At 72.2% G+C, this 21,084-nt stretch carries 20 protein-coding genes and 1 riboswitch; of the genes, 3 read left to right on the top strand and 17 right to left on the bottom strand.

The annotated features are described in order from the left end of the window. Nucleotides 1–83: 83 nt before the first annotated feature. The 7 genes from OG611_RS24325 to OG611_RS24295 form a co-directional block, all read right to left on the bottom strand. Nucleotides 84–1,124, bottom strand: a complete 1,041-nt coding sequence (locus tag OG611_RS24325) for an NAD(P)-dependent alcohol dehydrogenase (protein ID WP_266423810.1) — start codon at nucleotides 1,122–1,124, stop codon at nucleotides 84–86. Nucleotides 1,125–1,180: 56 nt separating this feature from the next. Continuing rightward, a complete protein-coding gene (locus OG611_RS24320) occupies nucleotides 1,181–1,954 on the bottom strand; it encodes an SDR family NAD(P)-dependent oxidoreductase (protein WP_266423808.1) in 774 nt (257 codons plus the stop codon). After that, nucleotides 1,951–2,622 carry a TetR family transcriptional regulator gene (locus tag OG611_RS24315; protein ID WP_266423805.1) on the bottom strand — a complete coding sequence of 224 codons (672 nt, stop codon included), beginning with the start codon at nucleotides 2,620–2,622 and terminating at the stop codon, nucleotides 1,951–1,953. Before OG611_RS24315 ends, OG611_RS24320 begins: the two co-directional genes overlap by 4 nt. Nucleotides 2,623–2,710: 88 nt before the next feature. Continuing rightward, entirely contained in the window at nucleotides 2,711–3,925 is a 1,215-nt protein-coding gene (locus OG611_RS24310; protein WP_266423802.1) for a PP2C family protein-serine/threonine phosphatase, read from the bottom strand. Nucleotides 3,926–4,101: 176 nt separating this feature from the next. Continuing rightward, entirely contained in the window at nucleotides 4,102–4,872 is a 771-nt protein-coding gene (locus OG611_RS24305) for a GNAT family N-acetyltransferase (protein ID WP_266423800.1), read from the bottom strand. After that, complete coding sequence (locus tag OG611_RS24300) at nucleotides 4,869–5,789, bottom strand: NADP-dependent oxidoreductase (protein ID WP_266423798.1); 921 nt, start codon at nucleotides 5,787–5,789, stop codon at nucleotides 4,869–4,871. Before OG611_RS24300 ends, OG611_RS24305 begins: the two co-directional genes overlap by 4 nt. A 192-nt stretch (nucleotides 5,790–5,981) precedes the next feature. Then, entirely contained in the window at nucleotides 5,982–6,728 is a 747-nt protein-coding gene (locus OG611_RS24295; RefSeq protein ID WP_266423796.1) for a hypothetical protein, read from the bottom strand. A gap of 163 nt (nucleotides 6,729–6,891) precedes the next feature. On the opposite strand from OG611_RS24295, the gene OG611_RS24290 reads away from it, so the two are divergent. Then, on the top strand, nucleotides 6,892–7,347 hold the full coding sequence (locus OG611_RS24290; protein ID WP_266423794.1) for a hypothetical protein: 456 nt from the start codon (nucleotides 6,892–6,894) through the stop codon (nucleotides 7,345–7,347). Nucleotides 7,348–7,707: 360 nt separating this feature from the next. After that, nucleotides 7,708–8,616 carry an RNA polymerase sigma factor SigF gene (locus OG611_RS24285; RefSeq protein ID WP_266423791.1) on the top strand — a complete coding sequence of 303 codons (909 nt, stop codon included), beginning with the start codon at nucleotides 7,708–7,710 and terminating at the stop codon, nucleotides 8,614–8,616. A gap of 94 nt (nucleotides 8,617–8,710) precedes the next feature. On the opposite strand, the gene OG611_RS24280 is transcribed toward OG611_RS24285, so the two are convergent. The 7 genes from OG611_RS24280 to OG611_RS24250 form a co-directional block, all read right to left on the bottom strand. Further along, nucleotides 8,711–9,619 (bottom strand): NAD(P)-dependent oxidoreductase, encoded by a 909-nt coding sequence (locus OG611_RS24280; RefSeq protein WP_266423789.1) that lies wholly within the window; start codon nucleotides 9,617–9,619, stop codon nucleotides 8,711–8,713. A gap of 56 nt (nucleotides 9,620–9,675) precedes the next feature. Continuing rightward, nucleotides 9,676–10,323, bottom strand: a complete 648-nt coding sequence (locus OG611_RS24275; RefSeq protein ID WP_266426182.1) for an adenosylcobinamide amidohydrolase — start codon at nucleotides 10,321–10,323, stop codon at nucleotides 9,676–9,678. A gap of 190 nt (nucleotides 10,324–10,513) precedes the next feature. Beyond that, nucleotides 10,514–11,809 carry an alpha/beta fold hydrolase gene (locus tag OG611_RS24270; protein WP_266423786.1) on the bottom strand — a complete coding sequence of 432 codons (1,296 nt, stop codon included), beginning with the start codon at nucleotides 11,807–11,809 and terminating at the stop codon, nucleotides 10,514–10,516. 236 nt (nucleotides 11,810–12,045) lie between these two features. Next, on the bottom strand, nucleotides 12,046–13,110 hold the full coding sequence (locus tag OG611_RS24265; RefSeq protein WP_266423784.1) for a hypothetical protein: 1,065 nt from the start codon (nucleotides 13,108–13,110) through the stop codon (nucleotides 12,046–12,048). 74 nt (nucleotides 13,111–13,184) lie between these two features. Further along, nucleotides 13,185–14,849: an OPT/YSL family transporter gene (locus OG611_RS24260; protein WP_266423782.1), complete on the bottom strand. Its 1,665-nt coding sequence runs from the start codon at nucleotides 14,847–14,849 to the stop codon at nucleotides 13,185–13,187. A gap of 134 nt (nucleotides 14,850–14,983) precedes the next feature. After that, nucleotides 14,984–15,778: an IclR family transcriptional regulator gene (locus OG611_RS24255; protein ID WP_266423779.1), complete on the bottom strand. Its 795-nt coding sequence runs from the start codon at nucleotides 15,776–15,778 to the stop codon at nucleotides 14,984–14,986. A 120-nt stretch (nucleotides 15,779–15,898) separates the two neighbouring features. After that, nucleotides 15,899–16,147 carry a hypothetical protein gene (locus tag OG611_RS24250; protein ID WP_266423777.1) on the bottom strand — a complete coding sequence of 83 codons (249 nt, stop codon included), beginning with the start codon at nucleotides 16,145–16,147 and terminating at the stop codon, nucleotides 15,899–15,901. 522 nt (nucleotides 16,148–16,669) lie between these two features. Here OG611_RS24250 and OG611_RS24245 point away from each other — a divergent pair. Then, nucleotides 16,670–17,728: a PRC and DUF2382 domain-containing protein gene (locus OG611_RS24245; protein ID WP_266423774.1), complete on the top strand. Its 1,059-nt coding sequence runs from the start codon at nucleotides 16,670–16,672 to the stop codon at nucleotides 17,726–17,728. A gap of 176 nt (nucleotides 17,729–17,904) precedes the next feature. Here the strand turns inward: OG611_RS24245 and OG611_RS24240 are convergent, their stop codons facing one another. The 3 genes from OG611_RS24240 to OG611_RS24230 all read right to left on the bottom strand — a co-directional run bounded on the left by OG611_RS24240 (nucleotide 17,905) and on the right by OG611_RS24230 (nucleotide 20,854). After that, nucleotides 17,905–18,702: an ABC transporter ATP-binding protein gene (locus tag OG611_RS24240; protein WP_266423771.1), complete on the bottom strand. Its 798-nt coding sequence runs from the start codon at nucleotides 18,700–18,702 to the stop codon at nucleotides 17,905–17,907. Continuing rightward, nucleotides 18,699–19,706, bottom strand: coding sequence for an iron ABC transporter permease (locus tag OG611_RS24235; protein ID WP_266426179.1), 1,008 nt, complete (start codon nucleotides 19,704–19,706; stop codon nucleotides 18,699–18,701). Before OG611_RS24235 ends, OG611_RS24240 begins: the two co-directional genes overlap by 4 nt. Before the next feature lie 80 nt (nucleotides 19,707–19,786). After that, complete coding sequence (locus OG611_RS24230) at nucleotides 19,787–20,854, bottom strand: ABC transporter substrate-binding protein (protein WP_266423769.1); 1,068 nt, start codon at nucleotides 20,852–20,854, stop codon at nucleotides 19,787–19,789. Nucleotides 20,855–20,889: 35 nt separating this feature from the next. Further along, nucleotides 20,890–21,081: riboswitch (cobalamin riboswitch) on the bottom strand. Between the last annotated feature and the right edge of the window lie 3 nt (nucleotides 21,082–21,084).

Below are 21,084 nucleotides of genomic sequence, written 5' to 3'. Positions count from 1 at the left end.
CACCGTGCGACGGCCCGCGGGGCCGTGAGAAGGAGCTCCCGGCCGGTCAGCCGTTGGGATCCGGTCGGCCGTCGAGGTTCCGGTCAACCGTTGGGAAGGATGACCGCGCGGCCGTTGATCTTGCCGTGGTGCAGCCGCTCGTACGCCAGCGGCGCCTCGTCCAGGGTGTACGTCTCCACATGGACCTCGACCGCTCCGGCACGGGCCAGGTCGAGCACCTCGGCGAGCTCGGAGCGCGATCCCCAGTACGGGGAGGTCACCGTCGTGTTGTACGGCAGGGAGCCGAAGCCCACCGGCAGGGCGCCCCCGCCGAGGCCGACGATCGTGACGTCGGAGTCGATGGCGGCCGCGGCCCCGGCGGTGGCGACGGTGGGCGGCGCTCCGACGAAGTCGAGGACGACCTGCGCGCCGATCCCGCCGGTGAGTTCCCGGACCTTCGCCGCGGCGTCCTTGTCGGACAGAACGGTCTCGTGGGCGCCGACGGCGCGGGCGAGGGCGAGCTTGTCCTCGGCGACGTCGAGGGCGATGACCCGGACGGCCGTCATGGCGCGCAGCAGCTGGACCGCGACATGGCCCAGACCGCCGGTGCCGATGACCACGGCGGTGGCGCCTGGTACCAGCTTGGGCAGCGACCGCTTGATCGCGTGGTACGGGGTGAGGCCCGCGTCGGTGAGCGGCACGGCCTGGACCGGGTCGAGGTCGCCGAGCGGTACCAGGTGGCGCGGGTCGTCGACGATCATGTACTCGGCCATGGCGCCGGGCGAGCCGAGTCCGGGCGGCGTGATGCCGAGCTCCTTGGCGCGCAGGCAGTAGTTCTCCTTGCCCTCGGCGCACTTGACGCACGTGCCGCAGCCCCAGGGGCCGTAGACCGCGACGGAATCACCGACCGAGAGCCCGCTCACTCCGTCGCCGAGGGCGGCGACGGTGCCGACGCCCTCATGGCCGAGGGTGAGCGGCAGCGGGAACGGGATCTGCTCCGCGGGCCAGCTCATCACGGCGATGTCGGAGTGGCAGACACCCGCGGCGGTGACCTTCAGCATCACCTGGCCGGGGCCGGGCTCCGGGTCGGGCACGGTGACGACCTCGGGTGCTGCGCCCACGGTGCGGTACTGAACGGCCTTCATGGAATTCTCCTCACGTTCTTTGTTCCATTCCTCGCCCCCGTTCCCCCGTTCACCACTCAGGAGGCGGAGTAGCCGCCGTCCACCAGGTGATAGCTGCCGTGGATGAAGGAGGCGCGGTCGGAGAGCAGGAAGGCGGTGAGTTCGGCGACTTCCTCCGCCTTGCCGAGGCGGCCGGCCGGGTGCAGCGAGATCAGGTGGTCGCGGGCCACGCTGTCGGTGTTGCGCAGCGGCGGCGTGTCGATGAAGCCGGGGCCGACGGCGTTGACCCGGACGTTCCGGGCCTCGTACTCGAGGGCCGCCGTCTTGGTGAGGCCGACGACGCCGTGCTTGGCGGCCACGTAGGCGGGCGATCCGGCGAAGCCGTTGGTGCCGAGGATCGACGACATGTTGACGACGGCGCCGCCGCCCGCCTCGACGATGGCCGGAAGCTCGTAGCGCATCGAGTAGAAGACACCGCTGAGGTTGGTGGCGACGACCCGGTTCCAGTCCTCGATCCCGTACTCGCCGGTGGGGCTGCTGGGGCCGCCGATTCCCGCGTTGTTGACAGCGAGGCGCAGGGCGCCGAAGGTGTCGACGGCGAAGCGCACACCCGCTTCGACGGAGGCGGGGTCGGTCACGTCCATGGCCACGGCGGCGGCCTTGGCGCCGGCGCTCTCCAGTTCGGCGACCGCCTTGCGGGCACTGGCCTCGTCGTAGTCGGCGACGACGACGGACGCGCCGCCCGCGGCCAGTCGGTGGGCGAGGGCCAGTCCGATGCCGGAGGCTCCGCCGGTGATGAGGGCGGTCCTGCCGGCGAACTCCTGGTCGGCGGAGGTGGGGGTGGTGCTCATGAGTCTGTGCTTCCTTCCGTGGTGCTGTTCGGCGCCTGCCCGGCGGGAGGCTGCGCGAGCAGTTCCCCGGCGAGGGCGTCGAAGGCCTGCCCGATGAGTCGGGGCAGGTCGTCCGGTTGCCCGGCGCGTGCCCAGGCGGCCTGGGCCGCGAGGAGTGCTCCGGCGCCCGCGGCGACCGTGACGGCAGGGCGGATGTCCCGTCGCGGGTCGACCCCGAGCCGGTCCGCGACGATGGCGACCGAGTCCTCCTGGGCGTCCACCCGGATGTGGTGGAAGGCCGCGTAGAGAGTCGGCTCCTGTTCGGCGAGGACCAGCAGGTCGAAGATCCGCTCGCGCCGGTGCCAGGCCTGCGTGCCGGGGTCTTCGAGCCAGTCGTGGACGGCCCTGCGGTAGGCGGTGAGCGGGGGCTCGTCGGCGGGGCGGGCCCGCAGGGCGTCGTTGATCCGGTCGCCGTCGCCCCGGAGCGAGTCCAGGACCGCGGCTTCCTTGCTCGTGAAGTACCGGCTGAAGGTGCGCCGGTCGACGTCCGCGCGTTCCGCGATCTCCTCGACCGTCACATTCCTCAGGCCCCGGTCGAGTACGAGCTCGAACGCGGACTGCGCCAGTGTGTCCCGGGTCCTGCGGGCCTTGCGGCTCCGCCGCTCCGGGGTCTTCCGTTCCGGACTCATAAGTGCACCGTACACCTAAAAATGTCCCGCCGCGACATGAGTCGCGTCGGGACATTCCATCGCTGTGAGAGGTACCTTCCGTGCCTCGCTACCGGCCGCTGAACACCGCGGCCGCCCGGCGGGCGCCGTGGTCGGCGGCCGTGGGCCGGTCGACGCTGCCGGCCGCTGTCCGGTGCAGGGCGAGCGCGGCGATGTCGTCGCGCCGCACGCCTCCGGAGAAGGCCGCGAGGTCCGCGTCGAGCGCCTCCAGCACCTCGTACGGCGCCCGTTCCGCCCAGCGGCCCAGCCGGGCATCCAGCGGATAGAAGGCGCCGGACGCGTCGCGCGCCTCGGTGACCCCGTCCGTGCAGAGCAGCAACGTGGCACCCGGCGGGAAGTCCAGCCACTCGGCGGCCCTCGCCTCGCGGCTGAGTTCCGCCATGCCCAGCGGGACGGAGGTGTGGCGCAGCGGAACGGCAACGGCCACGCCGTCGTGCAGCAGCCGGGGCGGCAGATGGCCGCAGTTGACGGCCTGGACCCGGTCGCTCCCGTCGAAACCGAGCACCAGCGCGGTGACGAAGCGTTCGGTCTCCCCGGTCTGGGCGGAGAACACGTTGTGCCGGGCGACCGCGTCCTCCAGGGCATCGACCACACCCGTCAGGGCGGGCTCGCGAATGGCGGCTTCCCGGAACGCTCCGAGCACGGCGAAGCCCGCCCCGATCGCGGCGAGGCCCTTGCCCTGGACATCCCCGATGATCACCCGGGTTCCGTAGGGCGACTGGACGACCTCGTAGATGTCGCCGCCGACCAGGCGGTCCTCCTCGATCGGCGTATAGATGCCGTGGGCGAGGACCTGGTCGGTCAGAATGGGCAACGGGCGCAGGATCTGGCGCTGGAGCGCGACGGCGGCGGAGCGCAGCCGGGCGATCTGCGTGGCGTGGCGGATCCGCAGCGCGCAGGCGCCGACGCCCAGGCAGCAGGCCAGCACGGTGACGATCACGCCGGTGGTGATGTCCCAGAACGTGCCGCCGGACACCAGGAGCGAGCCGACGGCGACGATCATGATCAGGGTGGAGACGCCCACGGTCTGCCGGATCGTTCCGAAGACCGACACGAGTGCGGGCACGACCACCAGCAGCGGTACGAGGCGCAGGTCCTCACCGGTCCGGGTGTCCAGCAGGACGACCAGGGCCGTCAGCAGGGCCAGACCGCCGAACAGCGCGGGGTTCCCGACCCGTGGCGCGTGAACGGCCGCCTCCCCCGCATCCGCCCCCGGGAGCGTCTCTCCACGTGGGGCAAGCAGGCGCGGAAGCCCGATCGTCACGGCCGGCTCCTCCCGGGATCTGCCGGCCCGGCGCCGGCGTTCCGTCCCAGTTCACCCGACTCCGGGGGGCGGCACACGAGGCTTACGGCCTCTCTGGCCGCGCCGAAGGTCCCGAGACGGGAGGCGGCAGTGACCTTCGGCCCTCCGCCGGTGGGCCGAAGGTCCCGAATCGCGGGTCAGCCCACGGCTGCCGTGCGGGCCTCGCGCTCACCGCCGACGGGAGCGGGCAGGCGCGTCGGCAGCGGTTGCGGGACGAGCGCCGAGAGGAAGGACGTCCGGCGGCGGAGCACGAATCCCAGGGATTCGTAGAGCCGGACGGCGTTGGTGTTGGAGGCGGCGGCGTGCAGGAACGAGGTTTCGCCGCGCCGCCCGATCTCGTGGGCGACGGCGCGCACGAGTCCGGTGCCGAGTCCCTGACCGCGTACGGACTCGTCGGTGCAGACGGCGCTGATCTCGGACCAGCCCGGCAGGTGCAGCCGTTCGCCGGCCATGGCGACAAGCACCCCCTCGCGCCGTACCCCGAGGTAGGTGCCGAGCTCGACGGTGCGGGGCAGGAACGGGCCCGGCCGGGTGCGCTCGACCAGGGCGAGCATGTCGGGCACATCGGCGGGGCCGAGCCGTACGGCCTCGGGGAAGGGTGCCGTCGCGACCCCGGCATCGACGAGCTGGACGCCCTCGGCCCGGAAGACGATCTCCCAGTCGTCCGGCGGCGGCTCGCGGAAGGCGGTGATGGTGACGGCACCGCCGGGTCCGGCCAGCGCCGACGCATCGTCCCAGTCCCCGGCCTCCGGGACGTCCGGGATCGCGACCCACGGGGCCACGTCCGCCTGGTAGCGCAGGATTCGGCCGCGGCGCTCGGCGAAGTGGGCGTGCGGGCCGGTCAGTGCGGAGCGGACCGGGTTGTCCAGCGGGTGCACGGTGCCGGCAGCGGCATGGGGCGTGCTCACGCGACCACCTCGATCACGATCTTGCCGAGCGTGTGTCCGTTCTCCACGGCGCGCAGCGCGTCCCCCGCCCCGGCGAGCGGGAAGGCCCGGTTCACATGGGTGTGCAGGGCGCCGGTGACGACGAGGTTCGCCACCTCGTCGAGGACCGCCGCGGTGCGGGCCCGCTCGACGGCCGCCCCGCCGAGCTCCACGGCCAGCGGCTTGCCCCCGGCGCTGATCAGTGCGGCCGGGTCCGCGAGCAGTGCGGCCGCGGCCCTGAGGGCGTCGCCGCCGACCAGGTCGAAGACCGCGTCCACGCCGTCGGGGGCCGCCGCCCGCACCCGGTCGGCGAGTCCGGGGCCGGATTCGACGTGCACCGCGCCGAGCGACTCGACGAAGTCCTTCTTGGCCGTGCTCGCGGCGCCGAGGACATGGACGCCGCCGTGCCGGGCGAGCTGTACGGCCGCGGTTCCCACACCGCCCCCGGCCCCGGTGATCAGCAGGGTCGAGCCGGGGGCGAGGTCCAGCTGACGGATACCGTCGTACGCGGTGGCGGCCGCGACCGGCAGTACCGCCGCGTCGGTGAACGACAGCCCGGCCGGCTTGTGGGCGGTCACGGCGACGGGCAGCAGCGTGTACTCGGCGTACCCGCCGGTCACCGGGTTGCCGAAGACCTCGTCCCCGATCGCGAACCCTTCGACGTCCGGGCCGATCCGCGCGACGACCCCGGCGGCCTCGCTGCCGAAGACGGTGGGAAAGGGCTGCGACACGCTGCCGGGCCTGATGTACCCCGTGCGCAGCTTCCAGTCGACCGGGTTGACCCCGGCAGCCCGGACCGCGACGAGCAGCTCACCTGGGCCCGGCACCGGCACGTCCTGCTCGATGAGGGCCTCCACCTCCGGCCCGCCGTTGCGGGTGAACACGTACGCCTTGGGCATGAGCTACCTCTCTCCTGTTCACGACACCGGCGGCCGGGCCGGTCACCGATCACCACAGCAGCAGGAAGGCCCTCGTCCGGGCACGTATTCCCTCTCGGCGGAGCGTTCACCGGGCTGCAATGATTCGGCGCGGGCCGCCCGCGACCGGGTCCACGAGACTCGCCGGACCGGTACCGGCACCGGAAGCCGGGGTCAGCCCTTGAGGCTCCTCATCAGGTCACGCATGTCGCTGATCATCGCGGACTGGTACGGGGACAGGTCCGAGGTGTCCGGCCCCTCGTCGGACGGGACTTCGCCCCCGTCGCTGTTGTACTGCGTGTAGGAGGCGAGACTCAGCGAGAGGACCGCGCCGCCCTCCAGTACCCGCAGTTCCGCAGTGCCGTCGTCCTGCGTCAGCACGTACGCGCTGTCGCCGAGGTTCGGGACCTTCTCCACCTTCACATCGGCATCGACACCGGCATCGGTCACCCCGCGCATCGCCTCGAATTCGGCTGCGGGGTCGGACCTCTTGTGAAGTGCCACCGTGATCCCGACGGAGTAGTCGGTGTACCAGCGGTTCCCGAGCGACTTCTTCGCGGCCGGTGACCGAAGGGAGATGAAGCACTCCGCCCGGTCCACGGCCGGGTCGTTCAGGAGCTCCGGCTTGAGCCTGGGCGTCTCGTCCTTCGGCGCTATCGCCGCGCCTATCGCCCTCAGCCGCACGGTCGGACACGGGTCCTCCTCCAGCCGGTATCCGTGCATGTCCGGTTTCCGGTCCCCGAAGGGATGCAGGTACACCGCACCTGCCCACACGGCCGAAGCCACGACGGCTCCACCCAGCGCCCACAACCACGGGCGACGCGTCCGGGGACCTCCCGTGGGCTTCCGGTCGAAGTCGCCCACCACCTCGCCCGCCCCGACCGCACCGAACTCGCCCACCATCTCCGGCTCGGAGATCACCTGTGCCCCCCTCGGCCACGCCATCCGTCCACCACATGATGGCCCACGCGATGACCACGGGACCGGTGGACCTGCGAAGATGTCGCGGCCCCACTGAAACGCATCGCCAGGGGCCGGGCTTCGGGAGACAGCGGACGCGCGGTGCACGGGCAGGGGGACACACATGGGAGCGTCGGGTGCCGTGGTGCGGCGTGGGCTGTTGTTCGGCATCCGGGCAGGGGCGGTCCCGGCCGGGATGTGCGCCGCGCTGTGGGCGGTGATCGCGCTGGCGGGGCTGTTCGGAGGGCCGGTGGGAAGCACGCTCGAGAAGCCCGTGGCGGGCTCCGTCGCCGTGCTGGGTTCCCTCGCCGTGGGGGCGGGGCTGGGCCTGATGACGGGCATGGTGCTGGCTGTCGTGCCGTCACGCGTGCTCGCCTCCGCTCCCCTGCGCGGCCTGGCCTGTTTCGTGGTGGGGACCATGCTGTCCGCGGGCGAGGTGGTGGTGATGGACGTGTCGTCCGAGGGCGGCTTCGGACCCGTCGCCCTGGCCGTACTGGCCATGCCGGTGGTGGGTGCCGTCGCAGCGGCGCGCAGCCGTTCCATCGCGGCCGCGCGCCTCGGTACCGCGGACCCGTTGTGAGGCGGCGGAGCGACGGCGACGGTCCGCCGGCCGAAGTTGCCGTCTTCCTCCCGAACCTGCACCACCGAAGTCGGAACACCGTCGATTTCGACTCAACTACCGCTGGATATGCGCCGGTCGGTCCCCATTGCCCCGTCGGCTGTGGCAGTCTGTTGAGCGACCGCCCCACCGGGCTCCCCCGTACCGGTGGGGCGGTTCTGCTGTCCCGCCCCCGAGTCGTGGGGATATGACGGGCAGTCACGACAATTCCCGGCCATAGATGCCGTGTGCCCTGATCAACTTTCCCCTTTTCCGCATGGGTTTTCCGTCCGGGGGCAGGTGCATACACCTCATGGGCTACGACCAGGGGAGCGTGACGAGATGACGGCGCACACTGCGCGGACCGCCGGTACGGAGCGAGCGGAGAGTGCCCGCCCGACACCGGCGGACGTGTCGGCCGGGGACATCGGCGGCCTGCCGTGGATCGAGGACGCGGGCAAGATCGCTCCTTGTGACGCGCGCGAGCTGTCCAGGCTGTTCTTCGGCCGCCTCCAGGTCCTGGAGGAGGGGACCCCCGCCCATCAGTACGCGCGGAACACCCTCATCGAGATGAACCTCTCTCTCGTACGGTTCGCCGCGGGACGGTTCCGCAACCGGAGCGGCGGCGACATGGAGGACATCGTCCAGGTCGGCACCATCGGGCTGATCAAGGCCATCGACCGGTTCGAACTGTCCCGCGAAGTCGAGTTCACCTCCTTCGCGGTCCCGTACATCACCGGGGAGATCAAACGATTCTTCCGCGACACCACCTGGGCCGTGCATGTCCCGCGCCGGCTGCAGGAGTTGCGGGTCGACATCGCCAGGACCAAGGAGTCGCTCGTCACGGAGCTCGACCGTGACCCCACGGTCCCGGAGCTGGCCGAGCAGCTGGGGCTGAGCGAGGACGAGGTCACCGAGGGCATCGTGGCGGCCAACGGGTACGCGGCGGGTTCGCTGGACATGCCGGCCGATCCCTCGGAGGCGGGGCGGCGCCACGCGCCGGGGCGCACCTTCGCCGATGTCCTGGGCGGTCCGGATCCCGCCCTGGAGACGGTCGAGAATCTGCACGCGCTCGCGCCACTGCTGGGCTGTCTCGACGCTCGCGAGCGTCGCATCATCGACATGCGTTTCGGCCAGGAGATGACACAGTCCCGGATCGGCGCGGAACTCGGCATCTCGCAGATGCATGTGTCGCGGCTGATCAGCAGGATTCTGCGGAAGCTCCGCAGCGGAATGCTCGTCGAGGAGTGACCCCCCTCGTCCCGGTCCGCGGCCACCGGGCCGGCCCGTCACGCAGGCCCGGAGCTGTTCGCCCCGGCGTCCTCGGGCCGACCGGTGGGGAGGCTCAGCCGCCGTCCTTCTCCGGGGCGCGGCCCGCGTAGTAGGTGGCGATCATGTCCTCGCCGCCGTGCCCCGCCGCCTCGGCGCGCAGAAAACGGTCGGCCGACGCCGCGACCAGGTCCAGCCGCACCCCCGAGGACTGCGCGGCGTCCAGGATGAGGCGGGTGTCCTTGAGCGCGGTGGACAGGGCGAAGCTCGGGGTGAGATCGCCGGACAGGACCGCGGCGGACTTGCCCTGCAGATACGCCGAGTCCAGCGGGCCGCCCTTCATGACGTCGAGAAAGATCTGCGGATCGATGCCCAGCCCTTCCGCGAGGTTGAGGCATTCCGCGATGTTGTTGACCGTGGTGATCACCCAGGTGTTGACCACGAGTTTCAGTCGCGAGGCCGCTCCCGGGGCCTCATCGACCCAGACCGTGCGCTGCCCGATCGCGTCCAGCACGGGTTCGACCGTCGCGCGGACGGCGGAGGGACCGGCGACGAGGACCGTCAACGCGCCTTGTTCCGCGGGCTGTTTGGTACCGGAGACCGGTGCGTCGAGATAGACCGGGCCCAGGTCCGCGGCACGCTGGGCAAGATCGGCGGTGGCGTCGGGCCCGACCGTCGTGCTCTGGAGCAGGACCTGGCCGGCGTGCAGTCCCCCGGACGCGGCGGCGAGCGCGGCGGCGACGGAGGGGCCGTCGTTGAGCATGGTGAGGACGACATCCGCACCGCGTACCGCCTCCTCCGCCGTCTCCGTGACGGTGGCGCCGTCGGCGGCGAGCGGGTCCGCCTTGGACCGCGTACGGTTCCAGGCGCGGACCACGAGTCCGGCCCGGAGGAGGCTCCGGGCCATTCCCGATCCCATGATTCCGGTGCCGAGAACGGCGACGACCGGCCGCTTCGGGGTGGTGTCGGCAGCACTCGATGTCATGAGGGGACTCCCTTGCGTCGGCCGCGCCACGGGCCGGCCCGTGGAGCTGTGAGTTCTCAGGATTGCCGGAGCGCGCCTTCGAGGACGGCAGCGTGCACGGCCCTGGCGAGTCGCGCGCCCCAGCGGGAGCGCGGTCCCGCGAAGGGTTCGGCGGGGGCGGGTCCCGGGGAGGGCGCGGCGATGCAGACGGCGTCCGTGGGGGTGCCCGAGCAGTCGAGACCCGCGTCCAGGAGCGCCTGGACCTTGGCCTCGGTGGCCGTGGCGACGGCGTTGACGAGTGCGGCGTCGGAGAGGGGCACGGGGAGGGTGACGACGATGTTGATCGTGCCCGGACGCGGCCGCCCCCCGGTGCCCTCCGCCGGGGCGGCGGCCCAGCCGCGTACGCCGAGTCCGCAGGTGGCGGTCGCCGTCACGCCCTCGTCGGCCGCGACCGTGTACGCGGTCACGTCGGCGGCCGTCATCAGCCCGGCACCGGGGCCGGTGAGGTGTTCGGCGGCGGCGATCTCGGCGAGGTGGCGGTCGGGGTCCAGGCGCGGATAGCCGCCGGGCACCTGGGCGTTGAGGATCCAGTCGCGCGGACCGATGCCGCCGCCGAGCACGGCGCTGCCGCAGACCCGCCACCCCGGCCCGAGCCGCCACACCAGATGGTGCAGGTCCGCACCGTCCTCGTGACGGGCCAGCAGTTCACCGCGCTGTTCGGGCAACCGGCTGCGTACGGAACGGATGGGGCACCCCCGGTGGCGCGGCAGGACGACGGTCGGCACGTGGCCCGTCGATCATATGTGCCGGGGCGGGGCGCTCCCGCAGTTGCTCCGCCCCGGCACGAAAGGTCGGACATCGGGTCTCTCGTCCGGACCGGGCTCGCGTGCCCCGGCCCGGTCCGGACGAGAGGCCCTAACCGCGGGCCATGGCAATCAGCCGGTCCAGCACGGCGGCGTCGGCACGCACCCCGTCGTGGGCGTAGGCGTCGGTGACCCAGGTCCGCAGACCGCGGACCGCGTCGGCCGTGGCGAGGGCCTGCTCGCGGTCGACGTACATGTCGTCGTGGTAGACGGCCGCGACGACGGGGACCTCGTTGGCGGCGAGCCGGTCCAGGTCGTAGAGAGCGGGCCACTCGGTGCGGGCGGCGAGGGCCTCGGCGGCGCCGCGCAGCGGGACGAGCGCGGGGTCCTCCTCGAACTGCCAGGGGTAGACCATCTCTCCGGTGAACCGGAGCGGGCCGCCCGAGGTGGCGTCGAAGGCGGGGAACTCCTCCCGGACGCGGTGCGCCGACCAGTCGGTGGGGCGGCCTCCCTGGGCGTAGATCGGCTCGTGGAGTGCGGCGTACAGGGGGCGTTCGGCGAAGGAGACGGCGGCGTCGACACCGCGCAGGAAGGTGTCGGTGAGCTCCGGGCCGTGGGCTCCGTCGGTGAAGGCGGTCTCCAGGAGGTAGTGGAGCGAGTCGAACTTCGCCGAGGTGCCGAACGTGATGCCGACGGTCTGGAAGCGGCGGACGGTGAGCCGCTCGCCGGTCGGCATGCGGACGTCGTGCGCTTCGAGGTGCGCGGCGACGGCATCGGCGAGCGGCTGGTCGCCGGGGTAGCGGGCGAAGTAGCGCTCGTTGTGGGCGAGGGTGCGCGCGTAGGCGGCCCGGTACACGTCGTCGGCGTGACCGGTGAGGGGCGGCAGCCCGCCGGTGATGTAGGCCTGGGCGAGTCCTTCGGGGGCCAGGCCGAGATAGGTGAGGGTGGAGAATCCGCCGAAGCTCTGGCCGAGGACGCTCCACGGCTGTTCGCCCTGGAGGTGTCGGCGCAGCAGTTCGGCGTCGCGGACGATCGAGTCGGCGCGGAAGTGCGCGAGGTACCCGGCGGCGGCCGCGGAGTCGGTTCCGAAGCGGGCCAGGGTGATCCGGTCCGCGGGGGTGGAGCGGCCGGTGCCGCGCTGGTCCAGCAGGACGACGCGGTGGTCGGCGAGGGCGCGGCGCAGCCAGGCGCCCGCCGCGTTGGGACGCTCGGCGCGGCCGCCGGGTCCGCCCTGGAGCCAGAGCAGGCGGGGCAGGTTCTCGTGTTCCCGGCCCACGGCGACCACTTCGCGGGCGAACAGGCCGATGGTGGGGCCGTCGGGGGTGTGGTGGTCGAGCGGCACGTCGAGGGTGTGGTCGGTGCTGACCAGGCCGCCGTGGCGGTAGGAGACGGGGGCGGGGGTGGACATGGGCGCTCCTTTCACGTTGCGCGGGGCAGGGGCCTGTCCGGCGGATCAGGACCTGGTCGCAGAACGGTTTCACGGGGGGCGGGCGGGCCGCACCGGGGGTGGTGCGGGCCCGCCCGCCACGGGTCCGGGTTCCGGATGGTCCCGGGCCCGGGACCATCCGGAAGGATCGGGGCCCGGAACCCGGATGGTGCTCCGGACAGGCCGCGGGCGGGCCGGGCCCGCCCGCTCGTACCGGGTCAGTAGCCGGCGACGCCGAGCTCCCGGCAGATCTCGACGAGCTCCGGGTGCACGTAGCGCCCGTTCTCCTCGATGGCCACGCCGTCCAGGTAGATGGACGGGCCGAGGACGCTGCCGTCGGTGTGCGCCGCGGCCACCCACGGTTCGCCGCCGATCCAGGCGCCCTTGGTGCCGATGCCGAGCTCGACACAGCCGAAGACCCGCTCGTCCTCGACGATGCGGCCGGTCGGAGCGAGGACGCCCGGGTTGAAGCCGAGCGACCAGTGCGCGATCCGGAACATGTTCGGGTCGTCGAAGGACTTCATCCAGCGGCGGAAGGTGTCCGCGTCGGCGCCGCCCTCGATCTTGGTGACGACGCCCTTCTCTACGGTGCAGCGGACCGGCGAGCGCAGCAGACCGATCTCGTCCGGCGGCCACAGGGCACCGTCGAAGACCAGGACGCCGTCCTGGGTCTCTTCGAGGGGGTTCCAGGAGATCTGGCCGGAGAGCATCACGGTCTCGCCGGGCTTCTCCGCGGGCTTGCCGCGCAGGTTGATCGGCCGGTCGCCGTTGCGGCCCACCAGGTCGGTGCCGTTGGCGGAGGTGATACGCACCTCGTCGGCGGCCTCCAGGAGCGCGACGAGGGCCTTGCCGAGGCGGATGACTCCCTGGAAGTCGGGGCGGCCGACGGTGGCGACCAGCATCTGGACGTCCATCGCGGTGAGGTTGGTGTAGCGGCAGCCGTTCGCCATGGCGGCGCGGAAGGCGTCGGAGTGCATCAGGTACGAGACGGCGAACTCGATCCACACATCGGCGTCGGCGATGGCACCGGCCACGGGCCGGGGCGGTTCCATGGACGCGCCGGGCAGTGTCTCGTACCAGACGACGACGGGGTGCGCGCCGGCCGCGGCGACGGCCTGGGCGGTGGCCTCGATCACCCGGCGGTCGCTGCTGGTGTCGCCGGTGAGGACGACGTGCTCGCCGCGCTTGACGAGCATGACCTCCTCCACGAGCTTGCGGGCGGCCAGGGCGAGTTCGAAGCTGAGGTACTCGGGACGCGGTTCGAGCCTGCTGTACATGTCCATGGAGGGTTCTCCTTGCCGTGCGGGTGGTGCTGAGTGATGCGGTGGTACGGGCAGTGGTTCAGGGGTGGTGGCCGTCAGGTCTTGAGGATCTGGGCGGAGTCGCCGAGCGAGCTGCCCGCGATCAGTCCGGCACCGACCAGGTTGAGTTCCTCGTCGGCGGCGGGGCCGCGCAGCTTGCGGTAGCCGACCCGGACTGCCAGGGCGCCGAGGACCAGCCAGCAGGCCTGCGGGGTGAGGATGAGCAGGCCGGTGGCGAGCATGACGCCCATCTGCCGGCGGGTGCCGCCGAGCAGTTGGACGGCGGCACCGGGGACGGCCCAGAACAGCATGGTGCGCACCGCGTCCGGGTCGCTGAGTCCGCTCTTGATGGTGTCGGCGTACACCTTGGCGACGGGCGGGATGAGGCCCTGCCCGAAGTAGGAGCGCCAGGCGACGGCGACGACGACGAGGGCGACGGCGAAGCCGATGAGGGCGGCGAGGAACTGCTGGCGGCGGCCTTCGCGCTCGAACGGGTCCCAGGGGCGGTGGTCGCGGCGCAGCAGCCAGCCGGCCTTCAGGTCGTAGCCCATGTCGGCGAAGGCCGGGCCGGTGGCGGAGACGTATCCGACCAGGAGGGCCAGCGGCACGGACGGGATGCCTATGGCCAGTCCGAGGATGAGGAAGATCAGGGTGACGGCGAAGGACGGGAACCAGCCGGACTGCATGGCGGCGAGGCCGACGATCAGCTCGTGGACCAGGGCGGCGAAGGCCGCGAACAGCACCCAGCCGACGATGCCCAGCGGGCTCATGTCGCCGATCAGCCCGCCGAGCACGGCGAGGATCGCGGCGCCCGCGGTGAACAGGGCGTAGCCGCGGATCAGGGAGAGCCGCAGTGCGCGCTCGTCGACGGTGTACGCGACGCTCGGGTCCGCCAGGACGGCCGCGGTCCGCGTCTCTTCGGCAGCCGCTTGTCGTTTGCGCTCGCGACGACCGATCAGCAGGTGCACGGCCTGGCCGAGCGCCACGATTCCGGCGCCGACCATGACGCCGTGCGGAATGTATCCGGCGCCCAGATCGGTGTGGAAGAGGTCGGGACCGTACTGGCGCAGCATCAGGCCGATGCCGAACATCATGAGTGCCCAGACATTGCCGAGGAAGGCGACGCCGGCCGCGGAGAGCGGCAGACTGAAGAGGGTTTCGGCCAGGCCGACGGCCGTACCACCGGCGAGGATGAGGGCCCGGCGGCCGCCCCGGTCACCGGCCTTGATGGTCTCGGCGGCGGCCGTTCCGGGCGGCCAGGCCGCGTCGGCGGGCAGCAGCCGGGAACCGAAGGCGCGGTAGAGCACCCAGGCGTCCACGATCAGGCCGATGAACGCTCCGGCGAGCATCGGCCAGACCAGGTCCTTGCGCCCGAAGACGTACGGCACGGCCACGGAGGTCAGCAGCGCATTCGCGGAGGCGAAGGTGGCGGCGGAGATGGCGCTCTGTGCGAGGTTCTGCCGGTGCACGGAACGCATCCGGCGCAGGAAGCCCAGCGGGATGCGTCCGATGAGCATGGCGACGAGGGCGCCGACCACGGAGGTGTTGGCGGAGATGCCCAGTTCGGAGACCAGGTCGATGCCGATGATGGCGCCGACGGCGGCGAGCACCACCAGGATGACCAGCAGTACGGGCTCCAGGACGCGCGGATGCGACCGGACGTCGTCGGTGCCGGGGCCCGGCGGTGGGGCAGGGTGCGGGGCGGAGACATGGTGCGCCATGGGGCACCCCCTTCGGTGAGCAGGGCTGAGGAGGTCGGCGTCCCCGGAGGGTGCGCGCGGGCAGGGCCCGGCACACCGACGACGCGGGGAGGTCGCGTTCGGGACGGTGGGTGGTCGCGTACTGGTGCGGCGGTTCAGCCGCCGAGAGCGGTGGTGATCTCCGCCGCTCCGGCGCGTACCAGCGCCACCAGGGCGTCGGCGGCCCGGTCCACCCGGTGGGAGGGGCCGATGACGGTCAGGGAGGCGGGGACACCGTCGCCCTGGAAGACGGGGGCGGAGACCGCGGTCACGGCTTCGTCGTACTCGCCGTGGCTGATGCAGTACCCGTCGGCACGGACCCGCGCGTAGCAGGCGAGCAGGGCGTCCAGGTCGGTGATGGTGCGGTCGTTGAAGCGGGTCAGCCCGGTGGGGCCGAACATCTGGCGGATCTCGCGTTCGGGGTGGTACGCGAAGATGGCGTGTCCGGAGGCCCCGGCGTGGCCGGGCATGACCGCGCCGATGATCGCGGTGTACCGGACGGGTCCGGTGCCGTCGACGGCGGCTTCGCAGCGGTAGCTGCCGCCGTGCGGCACGTTGAGGACGATGCTTTCGCCCGTCTCGCGGAGCAGCCGGGCGAGCACCGGCCTGGCGAGCGAGGAAAGCACCCCGCTGTGTTCGCTGACCCTGGCCAGCCTGGACAGGGCGGGCCCGGGACGGTAGCGGCGCGTGTGGTCGTCGCAGACCAGGAAGGCGCGCGCGGTCAGTGTGGTGAGCAGGCGCTGGACGACGGCCTTGTCCCAGCCGTGGTGACGGGCCAGCTCGCTGACGCCCCACTCGGGCCGCTGCTCGGTGAAGGTGAGCAGGACCAGCAGGGCCCGGTCCACGGTCTGCAGGACGCCGGGGGGCTGGGTCCTGGCCTCGGGGCCGGTGTCCGTGCCGTGCTCCGCCATGGGGCCGGTCCTCCTTCGTCCATGTGATTCGACTCGCCGGTGCGGAAATCGCAACGCCGTTGCGATTTCTGGCGAAAGGATGCGGCTGCGTCCAGCGGGTGTCAAGGGTTTCCGGGAAATTCACTTCGGTACGGCGAAGGCGCCGTCGGCGGGCGGCGGAGGGCCACCGGCGTGCCGCCCGTGCGCGGGTGAGGAGCTGTTCGAGGACGAGTGCGACCACGGGTGTGTCCTCGGGCCGGGTACGGCGGAGCCGCCGGGGGTGACGTCGCGGGTCGGGCGGTGCGGCCGGGCGCGGTGCACCGTGCCGAACCAGGGAAGCTCACGGCCGATGCGCGCCCTGCGGCCGGACTCCGCGAGCGGAACCGTCAACTGCCCTGCACCGGGCCCGACTTCGAGCACCCTGCACCGAGGGCTGAGTCCGGCCGGCTTTCACGATCCCGGCGACCGGCTCCGACGGAAAGCACGGGCGCATCCGGTCGTAGAGCTCCGCGTCTTCGTCGAATGCGCCACGCAGCGTGTTCATGCCGGGTACAACGCCGGGCGGATCCCCCGGTTTCGTGGCGCGGCGGCCCGCCCGGCGGCACCCTGCCGTTCCGGCACCTCCGGGAAGGTCCGGCCCCGCGCCACCCCGCCCGCCCGCCCGGCCCCGGTCCCGCCCCAGGCCCGAAGGCCCGGCGCGCAGCCTCCGCACCTCACCCGAATGGCCTAACACGGGAACGGGGCGCACAGCGCCGTGGCAGGCGGTCACCGCCCAACCGTCGAGCATGCGGCAGCCGGCCGCCACGACCCGGGAGGTTGCAGCGTCCATCCGGGTGAGGCGCGATGGAATGCGGACGCGCCTCCTCTGATGGCCCCAGCCACAGGACGCGCCCGGACGAGGAGGAATCGGTCATGGGAGCCGCTGACGGTTTCACGGATTCCGGAGAGCTCGACGGTCTGACGGTGTACGACACCGACGGCGAGAAGGTCGGCAGTGTGGGCCGGGTGTATGTCGACGACAACACCGGCCGACCGGACTGGATCACGGTGAAGACCGGCCTGTTCGGCATGAAGGAGAGCTTCGTTCCGCTTGCCGGAGCCCGCCGCGTGGGATCCGATCTGCACATCTCGCATCCGAAGGACCGGGTCAAGGAAGCGCCTCGGGTGGACGCGGACGCGCATCTGTCCGTGGCGGAGGAGGAAGAGCTCTACAAGCACTACGGCCTCGCCAGGAACACCACCGCCAAGCTCGGCGGCCGTACGGACACGGGAACCACGACGGCGTCCGGAAAGGGCACCACGGCCATGGGGGCGGCGGGAGCCGCCGGAGCCGGGGCCATGGGGGCGGCCGGCGCGGGACGCACCACCGGGTCCGACAAGACGGCCATGACCGGCACCACCGCCTCCGGTACGGGCACGGCCCGCACCACCTCGTCCGGCATGGCAGCAGGCGGGACCGGCATGGGTCAGGGCAAGCACCGAGACACCGGGGCGGCCGGCACCTCGCGTCCCCTCGTCGGCGCCGGGGCGGGCACCGAGCGGTCCTCCGCCGACCTGGGCGGCAAGGAGGAGATGATCCGTTCCGAGGAGCAGCTGCTCGTCGGAACCGAGGAGTACGAGAGCGGGACGGCACGGCTGCACAAGTACGTCGTCACCGAGAACGTCACCAGGACCGTACCCGTGACACACGAAGAGGTGCGCCTGATCCGCGAGCCGCTGAAGCCCGGCGACCAGGCGGCGGAACGTGCCGCCATCCGCGAGCAGGACGTCGAGGTCACCCTGCACGCGGAACGTGCGACCACGCGCAAGGAGACCGTGCCCGTCGAGCGGGTGCGGATGGAGACCAAGAAGGTGACCGAGCAGAAGGAGGTCTCCGCCGAACTCCGCAAGGAGCAGATCGACTACGCGGACGGCGCGGACATCGGCGGCAAGGACATCGGCGGCGAATTCGGCCAGGGACGCCGCCCCTGACCCCGTCCCGCGCACCGCGGCGGGCAGCCGCGCCCGGAGAATGAGGGCGGACCCGTGTCGTGCCGGGGTCCGCCCTCTCGCCGTCGGGGCCCCGCCACGGCGGCGGTCCCGGCATGTTCCACCAGCCCGGCACGGCCCACGCGCCCGGCATGATCCATGGTCCGGAACGAAAGACCCTACGTCCCCGCAGGACGCCCCGGCAGGAAACGCACCGAGGGCCGCCCGTCCGGCCCGTCCGGCGTGACGCGTGCCGTGACCCGGTAGACATCGGCGATCAGCTCCTCGGTGATCACCTCCGAGGGGGTGCCGGCGGCCACCACCCGCCCCTCCTTCAGCACGACGATCCGGTCGCAGAACATCGCGGCCAGATTGAGGTCGTGCAGGGCGATCACACCGGTCAGCGGCAGGGAGGCGATCAGCGCGAGGAGTTCCAGCTGGTGCTGGATGTCGAGGTGGTTCGTCGGTTCGTCTAGGAGCAGCTCGCGCGGCTGCTGGGCCAGTGCCCGCGCGATCTGGACGCGTTGGCGCTCGCCGCCGGAAAGGGTGTGCCAGGACTGGTCGCCGCGGTCGGCGAGGCCGGTCCGCGCGAGTGCTTCGCGCACCGCTTCGTCGTCCTCCGCAGTCGGTGCCGACCAGGCCCTGCGGTGCGGGACGCGCCCGAGCCCGACGACGTCCAGCACGCTCAACTCGACCTGAGTGACGGCGTGCTGGTCGACCACGGCGATCCGCTGGGCCACGGTACGGCGGCCGATCCCGGCGAGCCGCTGTCCGTCGAGGGTGACCACGCCGGTCTCCGGGGCGAGGACCCCCGCCAGCACCCGCAGCAGGGTCGATTTGCCGGATCCGTTCGGTCCGATCAGCCCCACGGTGGCGTCGGGCGGCGGGGCGAGGTCGACCCCGTCGAGGATGAGGCGGCCACCCGCCGCCCGGCCGACCCGTTCGGCACGCAGCCCCGAGGTGGCCGCCCCCGTCATGCGGTCCTCCGGGTGCGGTACAGGACCAGGACGAACGCGGGTACGCCGATCAGAGCGGTGACCACGCCCACGGGCACCTCCTGCGGGTCGAGGACCGTCCTGGCGAGGGTGTCGACCCAGACCAGGAACACCGCCCCGGCCAGGGCCGTGACCGGCAGCAGCCGCCGGTGCCCGGAACCCGCGAGGGCGCGGGCCGCGTGCGGCAGCACCAGACCGACGAAGCCGATGGCACCGGCCGAGCTGACGAGTGCGGCGGTCAGCAGTGCGGTCGTGCACAGCAGCACGATCCGGGTGCGCGCGACATGGACGCCGAGCGTGGCTGCGGCGTCCTGCCCGAACGCGAAGGCGTCGAGCGTGCGGGCGTGCCCCAGGCAGATCAGCAGGGTCACGACGAGGACGGCGGAGCAGATCCACACATCGGTCCAGCCTACCCCGCTGAGCGAGCCGAGCAGCCAGAACAGCACCCCGCGGGTCTGCTCGGCGTCGGCGGCGGTCATCACGACGAAGGAGGTGAGCGCGGAGAACAGCTGCATGGCTGCGACACCGGAGAGCACGACCCGGTCGGTCGTGCCGCCCAGGGTGTGGCTGAGCAGCAGCACGAAGGCGAACGAGCACAGCGCTCCGACGAACGCGCCGGTCGAGATCGACACCGCTCCCCCGCCGACGCCGAGGACGACGACCACGACCGCGCCGGTGGACGCTCCGGAGGAGACACCGAGGACGAACGGGTCGGCAAGCGGATTGCGCAGCAGCGACTGCATGACGGTGCCGCACACCGCGAGCCCGGCACCGCACACCGCGGCGAGCAGGGTGCGCGGCATCCGCAGGTTCCAGATGATGCCGTCCCGGATCGGGGAGAGCCGTGAACGGCCCCAGCCGAGGTGGGAGGCCACCGCGGACCAGACGTCGGCCACGGAGATCCGGGCGGGGCCGATGGTGACGGCGACCGCGACGGAGATGACGAGCAACGCGGCGCCGCAGCCCCACAGGGCCCCGCCGCGCAGTCTCCGTACGCCCGTCGTGGCGCGGAGGGGGGTGGCGGGGGCGGGCGGCGCGGCCACCGCCGTGCCCCGTTCGGTCCCCGTCACCCGGCGAGCCCGAACCTGCGCAGTCCGGCCGCCACGCGTTCGATGCCCTCGACCGTCCGGATGGACGGGTTCATGGACTGGCCGCTCAGCAGCACGTACCGCTTGTGCCTGACGGCGTCCATGTTCTTCGTGACGGGGTTGGACTCCAGGAATTCGATCTTCTTCGCGGCGCTCTCGGCGGTCTGGGCCTTGCGGGTCAGGTCGCCGACGACCAGGACGTCGGGGTTGCGGTCGGCGACGGTCTCCCAGCTGATCTGGGGCCATTCCTCATGGGTGTCGTCGAAGACGTTCTTCGCGCCGAGCTCTTCGGTGATGATCCCGGGGGCTCCGCAGCAGCCGGCCAGGTACGGGGCCTTGGAGTCGGAGAACCAGTACAGGAGGGTCGCGTCGGAGGCGTCGATGCCCTCGGTCGCCTTCTTCACCCGGGCCCGCAACTGCGCCACGAGCGCGTCACCGCGCTTCGGTACGCCGAACACCTCGGCCAGTTCGTGCACTTCGCCGTAGACGCTGTCCATGGTCAGCGGGGCGGTACGGGCGCCGTCGCCGCCGCCGCTGTTGTCCTTGCCGGTGCAGTCGGCGGGCGAGACATAGGTGGGGACGCCGAGCGATTCGAACTGTTCGCGTGGTGCGACGCCGCCCTTGGCGAGCGTCGATTCGAACGACGCGCTGACGAAGTCGGGCTCGCGGTCGAGGACCTTCTCCGACGACGGCCGGTTGTCCGCGATCCTGGGCACTTCGGCGTTGGCCTTCTCCAGGCCCTTCATCACCGGGTCGGTCCAGGTCGCGGTGGCGGCCATCCGGTCGGCGAGGCCGAGGGAGAGCAGGATCTCCGTCGATCCCTGGTCCACCGAGACGGCGTGCCGTGGCGCGGCTTCGACGGTGACGGTGCGTCCGCAGTTCTTCAGCGTCACCGGGTATCCGTCCGCGGAGTCCGGCTTCGCGGCGGAGTCGTCGGTTCCGCCTCCGCAGGCAGTCAGCAGGACGAGTCCCGCCGAGAGCAGGGCCATGATGCGGACAGGGCTGGCTATGGACGGCACGGAGTCCCTCTGCGTCTCTGGGCTCATGCGCGGAGCCCGCTGTACGGAGTTCCGCGGCCCGGTGCCGGGTCGCGGGCGCCAGCAGGTCTTCGGACTCGGGTTCCTTCGGACGGGACGCCTTCCCAGGACACCCGAGGGTGGTCCCAGTGGCCGTGGCCCCGCCCGTCCCCCTCACCGCTGCGCGTCAGTTCCGGATTCTCACCGGATTCCCTGACCCCATGACGTGGAGTTCGACTGGCTCCGGCAAGCTATCACGA

Source organism: Streptomyces sp. NBC_01363, from assembly GCF_026340595.1.
GTDB lineage: Bacteria > Actinomycetota > Actinomycetes > Streptomycetales > Streptomycetaceae > Streptomyces.
The sequence above is the reverse complement of the archived record's forward strand: the minus strand, read 5'-3'. Positions and strand labels throughout refer to the sequence as shown.